The 13,515-nt window shown below is 58.2% G+C and carries 11 protein-coding genes; 6 read left to right on the top strand and 5 right to left on the bottom strand.

Annotated features, from left to right (window positions below; translation table 11 throughout):
- Window positions 1–138: 138 nt before the first annotated feature.
- Window positions 139–912, bottom strand: a complete 774-nt coding sequence (locus DMP06_RS00140) for a dimethylarginine dimethylaminohydrolase family protein (protein ID WP_123207725.1) — start codon at window positions 910–912, stop codon at window positions 139–141.
- Window positions 913–2,015: 1,103 nt separating this feature from the next.
- Between DMP06_RS00140 and DMP06_RS00135 the strand changes: the two genes are divergently transcribed.
- The 6 genes from DMP06_RS00135 (at window position 2,016) to DMP06_RS00110 (ending at window position 9,466) form a co-directional block, all read left to right on the top strand.
- Window positions 2,016–3,629, top strand: a complete 1,614-nt coding sequence (locus DMP06_RS00135; RefSeq protein ID WP_245962297.1) for a S1C family serine protease — start codon at window positions 2,016–2,018, stop codon at window positions 3,627–3,629.
- Between the two features lie 379 nt (window positions 3,630–4,008).
- Complete coding sequence (gene pyrH, locus DMP06_RS00130; RefSeq protein ID WP_123207724.1) at window positions 4,009–4,728, top strand: UMP kinase; 720 nt, start codon at window positions 4,009–4,011, stop codon at window positions 4,726–4,728.
- A gap of 128 nt (window positions 4,729–4,856) precedes the next feature.
- Entirely contained in the window at window positions 4,857–5,414 is a 558-nt protein-coding gene (gene frr / locus DMP06_RS00125) for a ribosome recycling factor (protein ID WP_123208033.1), read from the top strand.
- 352 nt (window positions 5,415–5,766) lie between these two features.
- Window positions 5,767–6,546, top strand: a complete 780-nt coding sequence (locus DMP06_RS00120; protein ID WP_123207723.1) for an isoprenyl transferase — start codon at window positions 5,767–5,769, stop codon at window positions 6,544–6,546.
- 3 nt (window positions 6,547–6,549) lie between these two features.
- On the top strand, window positions 6,550–7,629 hold the full coding sequence (locus tag DMP06_RS00115; protein ID WP_245962296.1) for a phosphatidate cytidylyltransferase: 1,080 nt from the start codon (window positions 6,550–6,552) through the stop codon (window positions 7,627–7,629).
- Between the two features lie 559 nt (window positions 7,630–8,188).
- Window positions 8,189–9,466, top strand: coding sequence for a 1-deoxy-D-xylulose-5-phosphate reductoisomerase (locus DMP06_RS00110; RefSeq protein WP_123207722.1), 1,278 nt, complete (start codon window positions 8,189–8,191; stop codon window positions 9,464–9,466).
- 29 nt (window positions 9,467–9,495) lie between these two features.
- On the opposite strand, the gene DMP06_RS00105 is transcribed toward DMP06_RS00110, so the two are convergent.
- The 4 genes from DMP06_RS00105 to DMP06_RS00090 form a co-directional block, all read right to left on the bottom strand.
- The gene (locus tag DMP06_RS00105) at window positions 9,496–9,861 is read right to left on the bottom strand and encodes a helix-turn-helix transcriptional regulator (RefSeq protein WP_148042464.1); all 366 of its coding nucleotides are present in this window, start codon (window positions 9,859–9,861) and stop codon (window positions 9,496–9,498) included.
- 105 nt (window positions 9,862–9,966) lie between these two features.
- The gene (locus DMP06_RS00100; RefSeq protein ID WP_123207720.1) at window positions 9,967–10,539 is read right to left on the bottom strand and encodes a 4Fe-4S single cluster domain-containing protein; all 573 of its coding nucleotides are present in this window, start codon (window positions 10,537–10,539) and stop codon (window positions 9,967–9,969) included.
- Window positions 10,536–12,380, bottom strand: coding sequence for an AAA family ATPase (locus tag DMP06_RS00095; RefSeq protein WP_123207719.1), 1,845 nt, complete (start codon window positions 12,378–12,380; stop codon window positions 10,536–10,538). The genes DMP06_RS00100 and DMP06_RS00095 overlap by 4 nt, the downstream gene beginning before the upstream one ends.
- On the bottom strand, window positions 12,380–13,510 hold the full coding sequence (locus DMP06_RS00090) for a hypothetical protein (protein ID WP_123207718.1): 1,131 nt from the start codon (window positions 13,508–13,510) through the stop codon (window positions 12,380–12,382). The genes DMP06_RS00095 and DMP06_RS00090 overlap by 1 nt, the downstream gene beginning before the upstream one ends.
- Window positions 13,511–13,515 lie beyond the last annotated feature (5 nt).

Raw genomic sequence — 13,515 nt, 5'->3', positions numbered from 1 at the left:
ATTGGTGCCGCTTTATCTCGATTGAGGACTGCATAGATGCCGCCAATGCCCAGGTTGATGGGCGAATGGGATGAATGGACGGAAGAGGCGCCCCCCGATTGGGAGGCGCCTCTCGCATTCGGCGGTATGCATCTAAAGCTAGAACCTCACGGATAGGCACGATAGGCCGCCGTTGAGCTTCTCGTATTCCGAGATATCTACTACGATGGTCTTGTAGCCTAGGTTTTGCATGGCCTCAAGCATGGTGGGATAGCCCTTTGGCACGATGATGGTCTCGTTCACCCAGAGGCAATTCGCCGCGTTCATTTCTTCGTCGGGCACGATAATCTTGTCATACGAATCGAATATCGGCTTGTCAATGAACTCGCCGGATACAATCATGCGGTTGTTGTCTAGGTAGTTCGCGCCAGTTTTCAGGTGCAATACGGTGGTCAGCGGAACCTCTTCGCACTTGATGCCCCAACCAGCGAGGATTTTGATGAACTGATCCACTCCCATCTGGCTGGTACGATTGGATTTGCCCACATAGAAGTGGTCTTCCACCATCATGACGTCGCCGCCTTCGAGCGTGCCGGGCAGCTCGATGTAGGCGATGTGGTCGTCGTCGAAGAGCTCCTTGATGGTGGGGAGCATGGCGTCTTTCTCAGGGTTGCGGATCGTGAGCCCGGGGTTGGTGATAATGGCGCCCTTGGGCGTAATGACGACGGGGTCTTCGACGAATACTGACTTGATGAGGTTTTCAACCGGAGGCAGAACGGTTACCTCGCAGCCGCATTCCTTAAGGGCGGCAATGTAGGCATCGTGCTGCTGGATTGCCAGGTCATAATCGGGTGCGGCGTGATCTGGCGCTCCTTGATAGGCGAGCGGGAACGATTTAGGCGGACGGCGTACGATGGCTTTTTTGAAGAACATGCTTGCCTCCTTCTCGCATGGCGGTGTCGTGCCATGCGCTCGCTTTGCCAGACGAAGGCGGTGTGTCGCCCTGAATCGCTGGCGTTTTCTGGACCCGCACGGTGGCCTGCTGCTGGATCGCATGCCGAGTCCGTACTCTTGTCATCATACCCGTTGTGGCAATCGGTGTCTGGCGGACTCTCAGTTTCCTCGATGCCGCAGACATCAAAGCCGCCGATGCAAAGCTGCCTATGTCAATGCCGCCGGCGCAATGTCACCTGCGCCAACGCCGCCTCTGCCAATGCCGCCGGTATAAAAACCGCGTTATTTGCGAGCTTTCTGGGCGTCATTTCCAAAAACGGCATTATATGTGGGAACGCATCGGAGCATGGAGGAGTCCCATAGATGGGGTCGCGATTCTGAGCTGGGGTTTCGCAAATCGTCCACGATCTGGTCCCGGGTTTCGGCGAATCCGGCGCCGCTTGCTCGCGCATTTAACGCCGTTTTTATACCGAGCCCCTCGAAACGTAGCAGATAACGCGATTTTTATACCGGCAGTCCGGAAAGTCAGCGGATAAGGGTGCGGCAGAATCTTGGACCGCGGGGGCATGCCCCTCCCGGCGCGGCGGGCGACCCTGGGAGGGGGCTGCGCATGTACAGCGAGGAAGAGAGGGGAGAGGGGAGAGGGGAGAGGGGAGAGAGGGAGCGGATCTTGGCGGACCTCTCCGCTACCTGCCCCACCACTCAGCGGTGGTTGCGGAAACGCCCTCCAAAACCCATTGACAAAGCCATAGAGACACCTCCGCAAAGAAAAGCATCGATATTGCTGGGTCCTCTGTTCGGCAATTCGCCGCGCTCGCTTTGATTGCGGGCGATTCTGCGTCACAGGCGCCGCTCTCTGCGCTTTTTACCGTAGGGGAGGCCTGGGGCGTGGGGCGTTTGTGTTTGCTTTGTGACGGGTGTACGTCAGGCGGCGTATCTCTGATGACGTGGAGGTTACGAAGGCCTCATCAGGCGGTTTTAACAATTTATGGGTGGTAAAGTTCTCGTCGAGATAAAACGAAGGGGCGCCGATGGGGGCCCCGCGATGGGAGGCGAGGCCTCCCGGAAAGCGAGTGATCGACATGACCGAAGAGAGCAAGAACATCCAGTCCAACGGCATGCCGCATGCCGACGCCACGCAACAGGAGACGGGTTTCCAGGCAACCCAGCCCGCGCAGCCCGCTCAGCAGAGCGAATCCGTCACGCAGCCTCAGCAGCCGGCGGCGACGCAGGTCCAGCCTGTCGTCCAGGCGCCCGCGCAGCCGCAGGCGACCTACGCCACGCAGCAGATTCCTACGCAGCCGACCGATGCCTATAGCGCCCAGCAGGCTGCTCAGGCTCAGCAGGCAGCACAGCAGGCTTATCAGCAGCAGGTGTACCAGCAATACGCCCAACACGCGCAGGCGCAGCACGTCAAGCAGCCCAAGGCGAAAGAGCCCGGCAAGCATGATGCGGCAAAGCGCTTCGGCGTGAGCTTCGCAGGCGCAGCGCTCGCCGTTGTCTTGGGGCTGGGCGGATTTGCCGGCTTCCAGGCCGTTACCAGCGACGGCTCATCGGCATCGGGCAGCACGTCGAGCGGCTCCAGCACCACCATCCAGGTGGACGGCGAGGACACCACCCTCGCAGAGGCGGTTTCGGATAAATGCCTTCCCTCCATTGCCAGCATCGACATCTATCAGAGCGCATCGTCTAGCTCGCAGTCGGCATTCGGGTTTGAAATCCCGGGACAAAATGACGACAGCACGCTGACGCAGACCTCTCTGGGTTCCGGTGTGGTCATCTCATCCGACGGATACATCATCACGAATAACCACGTGGTGGAAGGCGCCGATGCTATCAAGGCTACCGTCAACGGCACTGAATACGACGCCACATTGGTGGGCTCCGATCCGTCAAGCGACATTGCGGTCATAAAGATTGAAGCCACCGGGCTTACCGCCATGGAAATCGGCTCTTCGTCCGACCTCAACGTTGGTGAGTGGGTGATGGCCCTTGGCAGTCCGTTCGGCCTCGAAAACTCCGTTTCCACCGGTGTGGTGAGCGCGCTGCAGCGTTCTAGCACCATGCAGGACGAGACTACTGGCCAAACGGTGATCTATCCCAACATGATCCAGACCGACGCCACCATCAACCCCGGCAATTCGGGCGGTGCGCTGGTGGACAGCGAGGGTAAGCTCATCGGCATCAACTCGATGATCCAGTCCACTTCGGGCTCTAGCTCGGGCGTCGGGTTCGCCATCCCTATCGACTACGCGATGGGCATTGCCAATCAGATCATGAACGGCGAGACCCCCACGCATGCCCAGCTCGGTGTTTCCATGGTTGAGATAACGCCCGAAATGGCCCAGTACTACAATCTGCCGGTGGACAGCGGCGTGTATGTGGCCAACGTGTATGCCGACAGCGCTGCTGATGCGGCCGGCATCCAGCAGGGCGACATCATCATGAAGTTCGACGGTCAGGATGTGGCGAGCGCCTCCGACCTGCAGCTGACGGTTCGCTCCAAGAACCCCGGCGACACGGTGGACGTGGTGGTGAACCGCGATGGGCAGGAGCAGACCTTCTCGGTCACTCTGGGCGACGATGAAGACACCCTGGGCACTTCCGAGAATAACTCCGACGCCTACGGCTACGGCAATGGCTACGGCTACGGTAACGGCGGCGGCCTGGGCGACCTGTTCGGTTACGGCTACTAATCGCCTGCCGCATTCGCAGACGCGTATACGCCTCTTCCTTCGGGCGGCTTCCTTCGGGAGGCCGCCTTTTTAATGGGCTGGTCCGCCCTCTGCGCCTCAGGTGCGAGAGACGGGCACCACCCGCTTTTCGGATGGACATAATTGGCTGCGGTTGGGTGTTGCGAGCGCGACAGATGAGGCGCGGTTGGATGTTGCGAGCGCGGCGAAAGGAGCGCGGCGGCGTTGTTGCGGGGCAACGGGCATTCGGTTGCCGCCATGCGCAACGGGGGCGTACTTTGCGAGAACTTGCGAAAATGGGATGTTCGCGCAAGACGCGGCGTGCACGTTATCGTAATATACATAAGAATGGCTTACTGATTCGATGAGAAGGGTGAAGTTCATGCCTGCAGAAGGTTACAAGTATCACCGCGTGCTGCTGAAGCTGTCCGGCGAGGCCCTGATGGGCGATGCCGGCTACGGAATCGACCCGAAGGTCATCGCCGACCTCGCAGAGCAGATTAAAGAAATCGTTGAGGATGGCGTCCAGGTTGCCATCACCGTGGGGGGCGGCAACATCTTCCGCGGCGTTGCCGGTAGCGCAAACGGCATGGATCGCGCCCAGGCAGACTACATCGGCATGCTGGCCACCGTCATGAATGCGCTCGCTCTTCAGGACGGCCTCGAGCGCCATGGCGTGGCGTCGCGCGTTCAGTCCGCCATCGAGATGCGCCAGGTGGCCGAGCCCTACATTCGCCTGCGCGCCATCCGCCATATGGAAAAGGGCCGCGTGGTCATCTTCGCCGCGGGCACGGGCAACCCTTACTTCACCACCGACACCACGGCTGCGCTGCGCGCTTGCGAAATCGACGCAGACTGCATGATGAAGGCCACCAAGGTAGACGGCATCTACGATAGCGATCCCAAGACGAATCCGGATGCCAAGCGCTTCGACAAGATCAGCTACCTGGATGTGCTCACCAAAGAGCTCAACGTCATGGACGCCGCCGCCATCTCGCTGTGCAAGGATAACGAGATGCCGCTGCTCGTGTTCGACATGACCGTGCCCGGCAACATCGCTCGCATTCTCAAGGGCGAGAACGTGGGCACGTTGGTGTACTAGGCGTTTGCGGCGGATGCGTGCTGGCGCCGGCCGACGCGAATCCGCTTGCTTTTGCGGGGCGTGCGCCTCGCCGATTGACCGAATCGCGCTTCGCAAGGGCGGGGCGCGTTGAAACCAAGGAGGAAACGATGACCGCCGAGATTATGAGTGCTGCCGAGACCAGCATGAACAGGGCCCTGGACAACCTCAAGGAGGCGTTTTCCAGCGTGCGCACCGGCCGCGCCAACCCGATGATGCTGGACAAGATCCGCGTGGACTACTACGGCCAGGCGACGCCTATCAACCAGCTGGCCGCCGTGAAGGTGCCCGACGCGCACCTGATCGTCATCGAGCCGTGGGATAAAAGCATCCTGCACGGCATCGAGCACGCCATTCTGGCAAGCGATTTGGGCATCACGCCTTCGAGCGACGGCTCCGTGATTCGCCTGCCCATCCCTGCGCTCACCGAGGAGCGTCGTCGCGAGCTGGTGAAGGATTGCCGCGGCTTCTCCGAGGAGGCGCGCATCGCCATCCGCAATGCTCGCCGCGATGCCAACACCAAGATCGATCGTGGCAAGAAGGACTCCGAGATTCCCGAGGACGACGCCCGTCGCGCCGAGGAGCAGGTGCAAAAGCTCACCGACAAGTACATCGCCCATGTTGAGGAGATGCTCAAGAAGAAGGAAGCCGAGGTCATGGAGATATAAGAGGTTCCGCTGGCCTGCCGGCCAGCGGAACTACTCGAGGAGGCGCTGCGACGCTGCGGCGCGCTCTCGCACCGAATCTTCGCGCGTTCTCGCATGCTTGCGTACGAAGTACGCGTCGCCTCCGAGAACCCACGAATCTTCAGCACGAGAGTGCGCCTCGCTGTTTCGTTCCTTTTCCGTAACGTTTATGGCGACCTATTTGCGCCATGAGGAAGCGCCGGATTGTTGCTCGCTGCTTCGTTTCGACCCTGCGGGGTTCGAACGCAGCCGTTAACGTTTCGGCGACTTGCGACGCTCGACTTGCTTCACCTTAGCCAGAAGGCCCATCTCGATTCCCCAAGGAGGGTTGTGAATGTACCTGAAACCGCTGAGCGATGTATTTCCCAACCCCCCTGCGGGGCTTGATCCTGATGCACTCATGGAAGAGCGCGTGCCGCAGCATGTGGCCGTTATCATGGATGGCAACGGACGCTGGGCTAAAAAGCGCGCGCTCAACCGCCTCAAGGGGCACAAGGCCGGCATCGAGGCGGTGAGGGAGACCATCCGCTGTGCCCATGATGTGGGCGTTCGCTACCTGACAATCTATTCGTTCTCCACCGAAAACTGGAAGCGTCCGCAGGATGAGGTCGTGGGCCTCATGGACCTGTTCGCTAAAACCATGCTCGCCGAGGTGGACGGGCTGGACGAGGAGAATGTGCGCGTGCGCACGATTGGCGACTTAAGCGCGCTTCCCGCCGAGACGCGCGATGCGTTCGACAAAGCATGGGAGCAGACGCGCGACAACACGGGCATGACGCTGCTCGTGGCGGTGAACTACGGTGCGCGTGAGGAAATTCTGCGTGCGACCAGGGCTTGCATGCGGTATGCCGTCATCGAGGGCGAAGGGCGCGGCGAGCTGCCCGAGCTCACCGAGGAGATTTTCGAGCGCGGTTTGTATACGGCAGGAATCCCCGACCCCGATTTGGTTATTCGCACCTCGGGCGAGATGCGCATCTCCAATTTCCTGCTGTGGCAGATGGCCTATTCCGAGTTCTATTGCACCGATGTGCTGTGGCCCGATTTCACGCGCTACGATTTCTTGCGTGCGTTGCTGGATTATCAAGGTCGCGAGCGTCGTTTTGGGGCGGTGTAACGCTTGACCGAAAAGCACGACATAGAAGAAAACGCGCTCCAAGACGGCTCGGAGGAGGTCTCTCGCGCTGCGGCCGAAGAGGGGATTGCCGCTGAGGCTCCAAAGGTACCTTCTGCTGAGCCTTCCGTGGCGGATCAACCCAAGGGCCCCATGCGCGAGCGTGCGCAGGCTGCCTACGCGAACACCAAGGCGAAGGCGGTTGAGAAGAAGGATGCCGCCAAAGGCTTCGTGTACGAAAAAACCCCTGAGCGTCTGAAGCATCCGTCCGATTTCCAGGTGAGGTTTCGCACAGGCGCGATCTACGTGGGCCTGACGGTGATCTGCGCACTTGCGAGCGATATAACCACAGTGATCATGCTGTGTGCCGTGGCGGGCATCTGCGCAGGTGAATTTTTCTATATGCTCAGGTCCGACGCGAAGCTGCCTAACGAGCTTCTGGGCATTCTCGCCGCCGTGGCTTACCCGATAAGCGTCTGGCAATTGGGGTTGACGGGCGCGCTGCTGGTGACGGGCGCGCTGCTTATTGCCTTGCTCGTGTGGTACGTGTTTTGGTCGCGTGCCCGCGTGGGCGATGTGGGGGTGTCGTTCTTTGGGGCCGCATACACGGGGCTTTTGATGTCGAGCCTTATCCTGGTTCGCATGGGCGTGCCAGGCATTTGGGGCGGCGTGCTGGTGGTTGGCATCTTCTGCAGCGTGTGGGCCAACGATTCTTTCGCGTATCTGGTGGGAAGCAAATTCGGCAAGCACAAGATGGCGCCGCGCATCTCTCCCAAGAAAAGCTGGGAGGGCTTTTTCGGCGGGCTGGTCGGGTCGGTTCTCATCTGGAGCGTGATTTCTTTCATTCCCGGCGTCAACATGGGCATTCACCATGCGATTGTTTTCGGCATCGTGTGCGGGCTGTTCGGCGTGCTGGGCGATTTGGCCGAAAGCCGCATCAAGCGCAATTCCGGCGTGAAAGACTCCGGCACCATCATGCCGGGTCACGGCGGCCTGCTCGATCGCTGCGACTCCATGTTTCTGGTGGCGGCGGTGTCGGGTGTGCTGTTGGTGTACGGCGGCTGCATTCCGTACGTTTTCGCTTAGCCTCTGATTAAGTGTTGCGTTCCGTGCGCTCGCGCAGCCGGTGGCCACGCCGCTAGTGATTGCGTAGCGCCCGGCTCTGCCCGCGTCACGCTTCGGTTCTGCCTGCATTGCGCTTCGGCTCCGCCCGTCACGCATTTCGGGTCTCGTCGCACTGCTCTTGTCATGCTGTGCTTCAAGTTGGCTTCCCGGCGATTTCCGAAGCCAAGGTTTTGCACTGCGATTACGGATCGCGCGAGGATTTTTGGACAACATTTCAACCTAGCCGGCTTAGCTCGCAGGCCATGCGCTTGATTCCGTTGCCAGGACGATAATGCCTTCTAGCTTTCCCAGTTCAGACGGTTGTGGAATAAGGGCCTGAATGTGGTTGGCGCAATTGTTGCAGACATTCGGAGCGCCTCGCCTTCTTTTTGCGTCTTTCCTACGGCTATCTTGCAGAGTTGTCCAAAAAATGCAAAGAAATTCGTTATCGCTCTATCGCCTATAATTACATGCAAACGTTTTCGGCCGCATTGTGCCGCATAGGTCAAAGTCGTTGTTCCGCAGCGTGAAAGGTCTGGCAATGTCCAAGCTTCGCATCGTCATTCTCGGTTCTACTGGTTCTATTGGCACGCAAACGCTTGATGTGGCGCGACGTCACCCCGATAAGCTTGAGGTGGTGGGCCTTGCCGCCCACTCAAGCATCGATGCCGTAATCGCTCAGGCGCACGAGTTCAAGGTGCGTCATATCGCGTTCGGCAACGAAGCGCTTGTCAACGATGCGCGTTTGGCGAACGCTCACGGCGGTGTGAGCGTAGGCTTTGGGCAAGAGGGCCTGCTTGACCTGGTGCGCATGGACGGCGTTGACATGGTGGTGAACGCGCTGGTGGGCGCGGCCGGCATGCGCGCGTCGTACGAGACGCTGGCGTGCGGCAAGCGCCTCGCCCTCGCCAATAAGGAGAGCCTCGTGGTGGCGGGCGACCTCATCATGCCGCTGGCCACCAAGGTGGACGCCCAGCTGGCGGCCGCCCAAAGTGCGCTCGATGAGTCGTGCGTGAGCGTTGGTGAGACCACTGGGCGAGCAGCAGGCATGGTGGATGCGCCTGGAATGCACGGGGCACTCATGCCCATCGATTCCGAGCACGGAGCGATCTACCAGTGCTTGATGGGGGAGCGCGCTGCCGAGGTTACGGCGCTGTGGGTCACGGCGAGCGGCGGACCCTTCCGTGGCAAGACGCGCGATCAGCTGGCGGGCATGACCGCCAAGCAGGCTCTCGCGCATCCCACGTGGCATATGGGGCCTAAGATTACCATCGACTCTTCTACGCTTATGAACAAAGGGCTCGAGGTCATCGAGGCGCATCACCTGTTCAATATGTCCTACGACCGAATCAAGGTTGTGGTGCAGCCGCAGAGCGCGATCCATTCCATGGTGGAGTTTTCGGACGGCAGCGTAAAAGCGCATTTGGGCACCACCGATATGCGCATTCCCATCCAGTACGCGTTGAGCTACCCCGATCGCTGGGACGCTCCGGTGGACCCGCTCGATTTCACCAAGCTGGGGAGCCTCGAGTTTTATCCGGCCGATACGGACACGTTCCGCTGTCTGGCGCTGGCGCGTCATGCGGGTGGCGTGGGCGGCACGCTTCCGTGCGCGATGAATGCAGCCAACGAGGTTGCCGTGGCGGCGTTTTTGCGGGATGCGTGCGGGTATCTTGATATCGATGCCTGCGTGGAACACGTGATGGAGCGCCACGAAGCGCAGGGCGTGCAAGTGGTCGAAAGTCTTGACCAGCTCGCCGAGGTGGACGCTTGGGCACGCGCCGAAGCTCGGGATTATTTGAAGACGCATAAGCGATAGGCGTTGGGAAGGGAGCCTTGCGGCTTGGGCTAGACTCCCTTTGTGTTCTCAACAAGGCCAATCAGTTCCTCTCTCGTATGCACATCGCATTTTTGGTATACATGGCTGACGTGCGTTTTGACAGTGTTCATGGAAATATAGAGCTCTTCTGAGATGGATTTGAGTGTGCGGCCTCGTGCGATGAGTGCAACGATTTCTGCTTCTCGCGGCGAGAGGCCGCACTCCTCGGCAAGAATTTCGCTCCGCGCCCCGATCACATCTACGTAATCCTTGGGGCTTGCCGTCTTATCCATTTCGGAGCGTGTTTGCTGATTGTCGTTTGGGGGCATGAAGGCAAATGCACTCGATCGGCATAGCAAAAGATCGTCGAGAAGAGTTGAGGAGAACTTAGACAAGGGATGGCTCGAACGCGACGCCGCACTCTGATTGAGCCTGTCTTGGCAAGGATTCTCTCTATCTCTTAACCTGATTGCGGCCGCATGGGTTTACTAAACTCATCTCTAGATACATGGCCATCCGTTTACAAGAATCGAATCGTTGTCGATTAGCACTTCGACGGACTGTTTTGAGCAAAATTCAATCCCCTGCGTATATGCGTCGCTCAGGAAAAGGACAGATTGGTTTTTTGATCCGACCCAGCCCCTCTCATCATCTATCGCTTGTGCGTCAAATGGACCGTCAACCAATATGTCTGAGCACGAAAGGAGGTTTTCGACGTGCTTGTCATTCATGCTGCGAAGTTCGTCAATCCTGTATCCGCTGAACACCAGTACCGTCAGCCCACGCAACTTGCACTTCTCAGCGACGTACGCTAACCCTTCCGCCTGGAGGAACGGCTCTCCCCCGATAAGGGAGACGCCCTCAATCCCCCATTTTTCTTGGGACTCGACTATCAACGCAAGCAGATCGTCGGCTGAGATCACATACCTTTTCTCCAAAGGCTGCATCTCGGGGTTGCAGCACCCTGGACACCTATTCAGACAGCCTTGGCACCATATGGCGAAGCGCTTTCCCGGGCCCTCAGCCTCAGTGCACTCCCTGATTGACGCTATGTTCAGATAATGCCCGCTCATTTCAGTTCCAAATCAAAAAGGAGGTGATCTTCGTTCTCCAACTTGATTTCGATAGTCCTGTTCGTGAGCATCCCATCTCTTTCGAAAATGAACTCCGCGAGAGGGTTGATGATTGCGGACTCTATGACGTTCAGTAGACCGCGGCCACCGTTCTGCTTCCCTGCCTTCTTCGCGATGGCGAGGAATGCCTCTCTTTCGTTCTCGAATTTGAGGGTAGCTTCGTATCTTTCTTTGACAAAATCCTCAACGGACTTGAACTTGCCCTTGGCAATCTTAGAAAAAACTTCCGGGTCTTCGATGAAGTTGAACGCGACAATGTTGTCGCCAATCCTGTTGAGAAGCTCAGGACGCCCAAGTTCTTCGACAAAATGCCTTCTCACCGCCGAAATGAACTCACGTCTAGCCTCCGCAGGTTTAAGGTCAGCGCTGATATCCGCCGCACCGATGTTGGATGTGAAGATAATGATTGCTTCGGAAAAGTAGACCGTTTCGCCTTTGCCGTCGGTGAGTCTGCCATCTTCTAGTATTTGGAGGAACTTGTCGAGAATACGACCGTGAGCTTTTTCGATTTCGTCAAAAAGGAGGACGCAGAACGGCTTTTCCTTGATAGAGTTGGTGAGCTGACCGCCCGCCTCGTATCCCACATATCCGGGAGGTGCGCCGACCAGCCGTTGGTCACTGTGCTCGTGGTTATACTCGGACATGTCGAAGCGGATGCAGGCGGACTCATCGCCGAACACGAACTCGGCAAGGGCTTTCGCGAGCTCAGTTTTCCCGACGCCGGTCGGGCCAACGAAGAACAGGGTGCCCTTCGGCTTCTTCTGCTTCGCGGAGTGCTGTAAGCCGGAAAAGCCCGTGTAGGCGCGAATTATGACGTCCTTGACTTTTGCAATGGCCTGATCTTGCCCCTTAACCCTTTCCCCCAGGCGCTCGGTTATGGTCTCCAGCTTGTCATGCGACAGCTCCTCCCAGGGGCTGACCTTCTCGCCGTACTTGTAAAGGTTGATCAGCTTGCCGAAGGACATCACCTCGCCAACCTGGCGTGACAGCTTCATGATTTGCGCGATTTCCTTCAAGGAGTACCCGTCCAGGGCGTCGATTAAATCATCAAAAGCGGTGCCTGACTCTGCGGAAAGGTTCTCCTTGACCAGAAGGTTGCTTTTGTTCGCTTGGACGAACGCCTCCCTTTCACTTCTTCCGGGAAGGGGGATGTTGATCGTGCTTACCAAAGGGTTTCCGATATAGAGCGCGGGCGGGATGGTTGCATTGTTATGGGTGACAATTACCACGAGGTTGCCGATGTCCTCGAAGGACGAGGAGAGCATGTTGTATGATTGTCCGTTTTGAAGCGACTTCCCCAATGTCGCAAGATAGTTTCTCTCCTTCTCGGATAGCGAGTTGGCATTCCCGAAGATGTAGTCCGAGTAATCTAGGATGAAAGCCGTTTTCTTTGCGCCGTCCGCCAGGGTTTGCAGCAGATAGGGGAAGAACTCGTCGGGGCTCTTGTAATCCGGGCGGGACCCGTTCGACCGGGAGAGCTCATCGTCTCCAAATCCCATGTCGTACTCATCGCCTGCCGGCTGACTCGAACAAGACGCTTCCTCTGGGATATCGTCGGAGAACGCGTAGTCGATGCCATCGACGCGATCCCACTTGACCAGGGTTTCATACCCTTTATCCCGCAGCGCATCGGCAACCACGTCGAGGAATGGTTGATACTTCCCATTCGCTTTTCTGTTGAGGACGATATCGTTGGTATTGCCAAAAAGAATGACCGAAGACCTTATGCCGATTTCCCTGTCGAACTTGAAAAGCCAAGCGTTGAGTTCTTTCACGGCCATTACAGCGTCCTCCTGTCCTCGCTTGCGGCATCGTATGCATCCTTGGCCAATCTGTCGGGGTTACTCCACAGCACGCGCTCCTCAGACAGCTTGAGCGAATAGACTCGCTCCAGATCGACGTTGAATATCTCGATGTCCTTCAGGCACGTCATTCCCTCGTACTTGTCGAACCTGTACTTGAGCGCACCGTGGCTATCGACCTCACATACGACCCGTCTGCCAGACGGACGGCGGGCGACGATCCGAACGTAGTCGGAGCCCTCTGTAACAAACCTCCGGGGCGCCTCGACGGTGAATTCCTGACTCCTAAGCTGCTGGTAAATTGCCTTAACAGCCTCGCGCCTAACCTCCTCCTCGATTACGGCGTCCTCGATCTGCTGCCCCAGCTGCCCTATTTCCTCCCCGAGGGAGCCGTCCTGGATATCACCGGTTGCGAGCATCCGCTTCAATGCTGCGATCCTGTCGGCAAACCCCTCGGTCGTTTCCTTGCTTGCGAAGCGCTTTCCTTCGATGAGCGCGGCGGCATCTTCCAGCTGGCTGCTCAGGCAGGCCTTGCGGCGCCTCTCTTCCTCTTCTCTCTTGAATTGCTCAGAATCCGCTTCCGCTTTCGAAATGACGCTTGCGATAGACTGCCTTATTGACGCCTCGGATGCCATGCCCCCTTCGATTTCATGCTGGATTCTTTCGAGATCAGGGAGAGCGAGGTTGATGACGACGGGATCGTCAATCGCCCCGACCAATTCGTAATACACATCCATCAACGACGAGCCGCGCCTCATCTTCCGGACGCGCTCTTGCTCGCTTCGCATTCTCTCAGTGCGCTCGTATCGAGCAATTGCCGCGTTTGCTATCACGTCAATCGACCCTATGTAGGCGCCGATATGCCTCGTTAAATCCCGCGCCTCAATCGCCCTGTCAGCCGCTAGCATGGTGCGGACGGAATCGAGGTCGAACGACAGGCGACCGAGCTCATCGGGGATGTATGCCTCGTATCCTTTTCGGGTCATCGTCTCGAGCTGTGATTGATACCTACTGTAGAGATTCTCGGCGAACTCGGCCGCCCTTTTCTTCTCTAGCTCTGCCCTTGCCCTACGCTCGAGCTCGTACCTTGCGCTGTAAGACCTGCTCATGGCAC

Origin of the sequence: Slackia equolifaciens (assembly GCF_003725995.1) — a bacterium.
Taxonomy (GTDB): Bacteria; Actinomycetota; Coriobacteriia; order Coriobacteriales; family Eggerthellaceae; genus Slackia; species Slackia equolifaciens.
This window is presented reverse-complemented; position numbering and strand designations above follow the sequence as displayed.

Excerpts from the sequence above, each read along its gene's own strand:
- DMP06_RS00100 (WP_123207720.1), bottom strand. The coding sequence starts at position 10,539 with ATGAGCGGGCATTATCTGAACATAGCGTCAATCAGGGAGTGCACTGAG.
- DMP06_RS00095 (WP_123207719.1), bottom strand. The coding sequence starts at position 12,380 with ATGGCCGTGAAAGAACTCAACGCTTGGCTTTTCAAGTTCGACAGGGAA.
- DMP06_RS00110 (WP_123207722.1), top strand. The coding sequence starts at position 8,189 with ATGTCCAAGCTTCGCATCGTCATTCTCGGTTCTACTGGTTCTATTGGC.
- DMP06_RS00090 (WP_123207718.1), bottom strand. The coding sequence starts at position 13,510 with ATGAGCAGGTCTTACAGCGCAAGGTACGAGCTCGAGCGTAGGGCAAGG.
- frr (WP_123208033.1), top strand. The coding sequence starts at position 4,857 with ATGACCGCCGAGATTATGAGTGCTGCCGAGACCAGCATGAACAGGGCC.
- DMP06_RS00135 (WP_245962297.1), top strand. The coding sequence starts at position 2,016 with ATGACCGAAGAGAGCAAGAACATCCAGTCCAACGGCATGCCGCATGCC.
- DMP06_RS00120 (WP_123207723.1), top strand. The coding sequence starts at position 5,767 with ATGTACCTGAAACCGCTGAGCGATGTATTTCCCAACCCCCCTGCGGGG.
- pyrH (WP_123207724.1), top strand. The coding sequence starts at position 4,009 with ATGCCTGCAGAAGGTTACAAGTATCACCGCGTGCTGCTGAAGCTGTCC.
- DMP06_RS00140 (WP_123207725.1), bottom strand. The coding sequence starts at position 912 with ATGTTCTTCAAAAAAGCCATCGTACGCCGTCCGCCTAAATCGTTCCCG.